At 64.4% G+C, this 6982-nt stretch carries 6 protein-coding genes; all 6 read right to left on the bottom strand.

All coding sequences use genetic code 11. The annotated features are described in order from the left end of the window. A partial coding sequence (locus EDC29_RS17395) for a hypothetical protein (protein WP_207906549.1) occupies positions 1-332 on the bottom strand: 332 nt, incomplete at its 3' end. Positions 333-933: 601 nt separating this feature from the next. Next, positions 934-1374, bottom strand: a complete 441-nt coding sequence (locus EDC29_RS13065; protein WP_132230255.1) for a metal ABC transporter ATP-binding protein — start codon at positions 1372-1374, stop codon at positions 934-936. Between the two features lie 233 nt (positions 1375-1607). Beyond that, positions 1608-2918, bottom strand: a complete 1311-nt coding sequence (locus tag EDC29_RS13060) for a VanZ family protein (RefSeq protein ID WP_132230253.1) — start codon at positions 2916-2918, stop codon at positions 1608-1610. 16 nt (positions 2919-2934) lie between these two features. After that, positions 2935-4239 (bottom strand): ribonucleotide-diphosphate reductase subunit beta, encoded by a 1305-nt coding sequence (locus EDC29_RS13055; RefSeq protein WP_132230251.1) that lies wholly within the window; start codon positions 4237-4239, stop codon positions 2935-2937. A gap of 162 nt (positions 4240-4401) precedes the next feature. Further along, a complete protein-coding gene (locus EDC29_RS13050) occupies positions 4402-4842 on the bottom strand; it encodes a hypothetical protein (RefSeq protein WP_005223421.1) in 441 nt (146 codons plus the stop codon). Positions 4843-5061: 219 nt separating this feature from the next. Continuing rightward, a complete protein-coding gene (locus tag EDC29_RS13045; RefSeq protein ID WP_132230249.1) occupies positions 5062-6786 on the bottom strand; it encodes a potassium/proton antiporter in 1725 nt (574 codons plus the stop codon). Between the last annotated feature and the right edge of the window lie 196 nt (positions 6787-6982).

Raw genomic sequence — 6982 nt, 5'->3', positions numbered from 1 at the left:
GATACCAAGGCGTATCGGACAAGGAGACGAGCGCGGCGCGGGGACGAGTCATGGGGCATCTCCGCTGGAGGTGTTGGGAGAAGCGTAGGAGAGCGACTTGGGAGCGTCAACGGTAAGTGGGTGTCCCTTTTATCTGTGGTGGCCAACACCTCGGCAATGCGCCCGTTGAAGCGCTCGACTAGGCCGTTGCTCCAAACGGTAAGTGGGTGTCCTTTATCTCCGTTTTTTTTGAGTTGATTTGATAAGGTTTTAGCTTTTGCGTTACTTTGATAAATGGGTGTCTCTTTATCTTGATATTCGCGCTTGCTTGCATCCGCAGATGCTTCAAGCATTTATTTGGTGGTCAAGCGCCTGGACTTAAGCCAGCTGATATAAAATGCTGCAATTATGGCTGGGAGAACAAGAAGATATATGCCTGCTTCGCCATTTTCGGCAGCAGGCTCAAAAGCGCTTCTTCCCGCGAATGTTGCCATTGCGAGAAAGCGTAGTGTCGCGGCACCAAAAAGAGAAGACAGAATGCCAATGAGATGCCAATTCCAGGTAGGTGGCCGCAGTTTCTTTCCTTTCCTTGGTCGCATGATTAGCCAAACTACTCCGTAGGCCAAGAGAGCGCTTGGGAGTGCTGCAAATATGAACTCGCCTATAAAAACTTGTGGGTTCTCAATGACTAAATCGAAAATGCTTTGGTTCACGATTTCACCTTTATTATGCGGCTAGCATCAAACTATAGAGTTACTGATCCGTGGAGCGGGAATGTAATTTCTTTTCGGCGCTTTGTTCGCTCTTTGGGTTTTTCAAAAAACCAGGATTCACCTTTCCTTCGGGTATCTCTATTGCATTATAAATGCTTGCTCTAGTAATTCGGAGTAATGCCAGCGAACACTTGATCTTTGAAAAGAGTTCGCTAGCATTGATTTTTCAGGGCGGCTGGATTTATTCGGTCAGCAAGTGGTTTTCTCTTTGCTCTTTTTCTCTGCTTGCTTTTTCTTTTATGATTTCTTCAGGAGATTTTGGCATGTCTTGCTGTTTGCAGCCTTTTTGCACCGAGACCGTTCTTAGTGCTTCGAATTCACCCTTCAGGGTCGAGTACTCTTGGGCTTCTGGCCCATCTCCGCCTTCCAAGAAGAAGAGGGCAGGCCAGAACAGGACCAGTCCTATCCCCATCTGCGCTGCATCGTTGTCTGCGGTCCTTTTGAGACTTTGATATAAGGTTACTGTTCTCTGGGAGACATGCTCCATTTCCATCTCTACTTGCTCGCAGTCATAGTCCTTGTACTTTAGGGGCGATACATATGCTGACCCAAGATCTTCCGGTGAAGTTGCACATCCAAAAATTACTGTGGATACAGCTGCTGCAAAAACAATCCTTTTCATTCTTCTGCCTTATTTTTTGTTTTTCGGTTTTTTGTTCTAGTGCTTGAGTTCGTGCTGTTGCTTTATTCTTCCCTCTTTCTGTTGTTGATTCTGTCGCTCCGTGTATTCATGCGTCATGAAATGGTCGGCTGTATTGCGTGTGGCAAAAAAATCTGTTCAATAGGCACGACTTGATCGGTCGCTTCGGTCCCGTGCGTTTCCTCCGGAACAGCACAGTCCCAACCACTCCTCAATCACCCCCACCGATCTAGTACCCACCGAGCCCGAACCACCCCCCACCCAATCCACGCTCCACCACCCGCAACCCAAACATTCGTCGGATCGACCCCCAACCCCATCACCAACCGCAGCCCCTCGATCGCGAACGCCAACCCGCCCCCGACGATCGCGGCGACCCAGCCACCCCAAGTGTACGCTCCCCATCGATCCGAGGTCCACGGCACCAGTAGCACCCCGGCCATCCCATAGAGCCCGAGGTTGAGCACCAGGCTGACCAGGGCGCCGCTCTCGCTGCTGTAGTAGTGGTAGTAGAAGGGTAGGAAGCGGAGTTGCTGGAGGTCGGTGAGGATGGCCTCGGGTGTGCGCCAACGATCGAGCGTGGGGAGGCCGCCGAGCTGGAGTTCGACGAGCAGCAGCAGGTAGGGGCCGAGCAGGGCAAGCGAGGCCCGGCGGGCATGACGCGGGAGCGCGGCGCGGGTGGCGGGGTCGAGACCGCGCAGGGCGGTGACGAGCCAGGCGCCGAGTCCGGCCCCGAGCGCGCGGGTGAGCACCGAGACGCCCTGGGAGACGCCGGAGACGAGCAGCACCTGAACCAGTTCGATCGCCAGCCCGAGGGTGAGCCCGAGCACCACGGCGGCGGCGCGGGTGCCGGGGCCGCGCCGGTGACGGGCGAGGAGGATGCCGAGCGGCAACGCGGTGAGGATCTCGGCGAGGCCATGGGCCAGGGCCCAGACCGCGCCCTGGTCGGAGACCGGCGCCCACAGCCAGCCGAGCCGTCCGGCGGCGGCCTTGTCGAGGATCTCGTCGACGCCCAGTACCAGATCGAAGGGGAACAGGACGAAGCCGAGATAGACGAGCAGGAAGAGCCCGAGCGCGGCGTCGACGGCGCCCGCGCCGGGGTGGCGCAGCCGCGCGCCGAGCCGGGCCAGCCGATGCCCGGCGAACGTCCACAGCAGGATCCCGAGGGCGGTGCCGAGCAGCTCGGCGACGGGGTCGTTGAGCGAGACGGTGCGCGGCGGGAAGTAGACCTGCAGCGCCTCGATGCCGAGCGCCAGCAGGGTGGCGGCGAGGGCGACGAAGAGCGCGGCGCGCGTCGTGCCGAGGCGCGGCGCCCAGGCGGCCATGCCGAGCGCCGCCCAGGGTAGATAGAGGAGCAGGTTGGCGATCCAGTCGGCGCGCCGTCCCGGGGTGAGGGTGAGCCAGCCGATGTCGGCGAGACGGGCGAGCGCCTCGGCGGGCGCGAGCGGCTGCAGATCGAAGGGGATCAGGCTGGCGTAGAGGATCGCCAGGGCGTAGCCGATCCAGACCAGGGTGAGCGCCCGCATCGCGCCCGCGCCGCGCTCAGTCGTCCCAGCTCAGCGCGCCGCCGGTCTGGTACTCGGTGACCCGGGTCTCGAAGAAGTTCTTCTCCTTCTTCAGGTCGAGCACCTCGGACATCCACGGGAAGGGGTTGGTGACGCCGGGGTACTGCTCGGGCAGGCCGATCTGGGCGCAGCGACGGTTGGCGATGAAGCGCAGGTATTCCTCGAACATCGGCGCGTTGAGCCCGAGCACGCCGCGCGGCATGGTGTCGCGGGCGTACTGCGACTCCAGCTCGACGGCCTCGCGGATCATCGCGACCAGCTCGTCGCGGAACTCCGGGGTCCAGAGGTGCGGGTTCTCCAGCTTGATCTGGTTGATCACGTCGATGCCGAAGTTCATGTGCATCGACTCGTCGCGGAGGATGTACTGGAACTGCTCGGCGGTGCCGGTCATCTTGTTGCGCCGCCCCATGCTCAGCACCTGGACGAAGCCGACGTAGAAGAAGATGCCCTCGAAGATGACGTAGAAGGCGATCAGCTCGCGCAACAGCTGCTGGTCGTTGGTGGTGGTGCCGGTGACGAAGTGCGGGTCGGCGAGGTGGCGGGTGTAGGGCAGCGCCCACTCGGCCTTGCGCGCCACCGCCGGCAGCTCGCGGTACATGTTGAAGATCTCGCCCTCGTCGAGCCCCAGGCTCTCGACCACGTACTGGTAGGCGTGGGTGTGCAGCGCCTCCTCGAAGGCCTGGCGCAGCAGGTACTGGCGGCACTCGGGGTTGGTGATGTGGCGATAGACGGCGAGCACCAGGTTGTTGGCCACCAGCGAGTCGGCGGTGGAGAAGAAACCGAGATTGCGCTTGATGATGGTGCGCTCGTCCTCGGTCAGACCCTTGGGGTCCTTCCACAGGGCGATGTCGGCGTTCATGTTGATCTCCTGCGGCATCCAGTGGTTGGCGCAGGCGTCGAGGTACTTCTGCCAGGCCCAGTCGTACTTGAAGGGCACCAGCTGGTTGAGATCGGCGTGACAGTTGATGATGCGCTTGTCGTCGACGCGGATGCGCCCGGCGCCGAGGGCGATCGACTCGAGCCCGGTGGCGCCGGCACCGGCGGGCGCGGCGGCGGGGCGCTCGTCGATCGGCAGGGTCTGCTGGGCGGCGGCCTGGGCGAAGGGCTCGGGGCTGACCACCGGCGCGGCGCCGGCGCTCGACATCAGGGTGGCGTTGTCGAGCAGGCCGCTGCCGGGGCGCGCGCGCGTGACCTCTCGGCCCGAGGTGGCCGGCGGGGGCGGCGCATCCTCTCCGGGGCTGGCGGTGCGAGCGGCGGCGAGCGGGTCATCCCAGTTGAGCATGGCGAGGCGTTCCTGTGTCGGAGGGGTCGTGGCGGAGCCGTTCTGAACCCGTTGTCGAAGGCCGCGGAGCATCCGACACAGAGGGGCGTGCTGTCAAATCGGTATCACAACATGTAGGGATAGAGATTCTCTATCGGGCACTATATGTGGTGATTTCGACGCTTACTGGGCATGCTGTCCGGCCTGCGGGTTCGAGCGGGTCGGGAGCGGTGCTGTCGCCGTGGGCGGGGGCGTGACGGTGGCGCGGCGGGCGCCGGGCAGATAGGTCGCAACCAGGGCATAGAGCGCGTCGGCGGCGGCCTCGGCCTGCTCGATCGGCAATCGGTCGAAGCCGATCAGGGTCGGCTTGACGCGCAGGTGCGACTCGGCGTCGGCATAGCGCAGGAAGATCGCGCGCGCGGCCTGCTCCAACGCCTCGAAATGGGCGCGGATGGCCGCGTCGCAGCACTCGGGCAGGGTGACGAAGTCCCACAGCACGTCGGCCCGCTGCTCGGTGTGGCGGATCACCACATAGGGCGTCTGGGTCTGCCGACAGGCGTGGAACCAGTCGCTGTCGGCAAAGGGGGCGCTGGCCTCGACGCGGTCGAAGGGGGCATCGAACATGACGGATTCCTGATCGCTTCCTTGATGACGGGGTTGAGGGTCGCTCCGGGCGAGAGGCTGCGGCACGACCTGATCAACGGGCGCGTCCGGGGCGCCCGGGTCGGTTGGTATCTACCTGGGTTCTGTCAGTCGGATAAGCTAAGCCCCCGCCCGTCGATGATCAATCTCAAAGCGGTGTTGCGTGACCCAGGTCTCGGCGACTGTGGCCTGGATCTGCTCTCAGTCGTCGGAGCCGAGCTTGAGACCCACCTTGGTCACCCGGTCGCCCTCGACCTCGCGCACCACCAGCGCCATCCTGCCCAGCTCCAGTCGGTCGCCGACCACCGGGTGCTGGTTGAGGCTGCGTCGGATCAGCGCATCGAGGGTGAGGTCGCGGTCGGCGGGATCGATGGCCATGCCGTAGACCGTCGAGACCGCGCCGAGCTGCGCCTCGCCGTCGAGCACGAAGTCGCCGAAGAAGGCGCGCTCGGTGAGCCGCTCGGGCACCGGCGGGGCGACGAACAGATGGTCGAGCCCGGGCAGGGTGCGGGCCTCGGCCATCAGATAGAGATAGTCGCCGCCCCTGAGGTCGCCGAGGTCGCCGGCGTCGATCAGCTGGCGCTCGCGCACCACCGCCACCGGGCGCACCCCGGCGGGCAGATGCGGGGCGCGACGCTCGAGCAGCACCGGGGCGTCGGCGGCGAGGCGGTAGCCGACCAGCTCCAGCTCCTGTTGACCGGGGATGTCGAGTTCGACGCGCTGCACCACATGGCTGGTGGGCGGCACCTCCAGCCCCAGCGCGCGCGCCAGGCCGGCTACCGTCCAGCCCTGCACCAGCAGCGAGACCAGCACCACGAAGAAGACGATGTTGAAGTACATCGCCGCGTGCTCGATACCGGCGAGCAGCGGGAACAGGGCGAGGATGATGGGCACCGCGCCGCGCAGTCCCACCCAGCCGATGAAGGCCTGCTCGCGCCAGGTGAAGCGGAACGGCAGCAGGCACAGCCACACCGCCAGCGGGCGGGCGAGGAGGATCAGCACCGCCGCGAACAGCAGCGCATCGCCGGCCACCGGCAGCAGGTGCGAGGGCGTGACCAGCAGCCCGAGCATCAGGAACATGCCGATCTGCGAGAGCCGGGCGATACCGTCGTGGAAGCGCTTGATGTTCTGGGTCGACTCCAGCGGACGGTTGCCGATCACCAGCCCGGCGAGATAGATGGCGAGGAAGCCGCTGCCGCCGAGCACCGCGGTCAGGCCGAACAGGGTCAGACCGCCGGCCATCACCGCCAGCGGGTGCAGTCCGGCGGCCATCGCCAGACGGTTGATCAGTGCGGTGAGGGCGAAGCCGCCGGCCAGGCCGATCAGCGCGCCCAGCCCCATCTGGCGGGCGAACTCGGTGAGCATCACCAGCCCGAAGCCCTGGTCGCCACCGCCGATGATCAGCTCGATCAGCGCGATGGTGAGGAAGACCGCCATCGGGTCGTTGCTGCCCGACTCGATCTCCAGGGTGGCGCCGACGCGCTGCTTGAGCTCGAGCCCGCGCGCGCGCAGCAGCGAGAATACCGCCGCGGCGTCGGTCGAGCCGACGATGGCCCCCAGCAGCAGCCCCTCGAGCCAGTTCAGCCCCAGCCACCAGGCGGCGAACAGCCCGGTGATGGTGGCGGTGATCGCCACCCCCAGGGTGGCCAGCGACAGCGCCGGTCGCAGCCCGACGCGGAAGTGCTTGATCGGGGTCGCCAGCCCGCCGTCGAAGAGGATGATGGCCAGCGCCAGGCTGCCGAACAGGTGCGCCGTCTGCACGTCGTCGAAGGCGATGCCGCCCGGTCCCTGCTCGCCGAGGAGCATGCCGATGAGCAGGAACACCAGCAGCAGCGGCGCGCCGATGCGATTGGAGAGCACGCCGACGAGCATGCTGACCAGCAGCACCGCCGAGCCGACGAGGATGATCTGATTGGTGAGGTCCATAGACCCCTAAGGATATCGAAATCGCCGGGTCGATGTCCGGCCACGCCGGTCATCGGGCGCGAGGGGAGGTGAGACGTCGAGGCGACATCCGGCGCTCAGCCATCAGCCTCCAGCGGATTCGCCGTCGGCGCGATGCTGGTCGCTGACGGCTGACGGCTGACGGCTGACGGCTGACGGCTGACGGCTGACGGCTGGC

Source organism: Marichromatium gracile (genome assembly GCF_004343155.1).
Classification (GTDB): Bacteria; Pseudomonadota; Gammaproteobacteria; order Chromatiales; family Chromatiaceae; genus Marichromatium; species Marichromatium gracile.
Note: the sequence above shows the minus strand (reverse complement) of the source record. Positions and strands in the feature narration are given on the sequence as shown.

Coding starts and splice junctions, on each gene's coding strand:
- EDC29_RS13065 (WP_132230255.1), bottom strand. CDS start 1,374: ATGAAAAGGATTGTTTTTGCAGCAGCTGTATCCACAGTAATTTTTGGA.
- EDC29_RS13060 (WP_132230253.1), bottom strand. CDS start 2,918: ATGCGGGCGCTCACCCTGGTCTGGATCGGCTACGCCCTGGCGATCCTC.
- EDC29_RS13055 (WP_132230251.1), bottom strand. CDS start 4,239: ATGCTCAACTGGGATGACCCGCTCGCCGCCGCTCGCACCGCCAGCCCC.
- EDC29_RS13050 (WP_005223421.1), bottom strand. CDS start 4,842: ATGTTCGATGCCCCCTTCGACCGCGTCGAGGCCAGCGCCCCCTTTGCC.
- EDC29_RS13045 (WP_132230249.1), bottom strand. CDS start 6,786: ATGGACCTCACCAATCAGATCATCCTCGTCGGCTCGGCGGTGCTGCTG.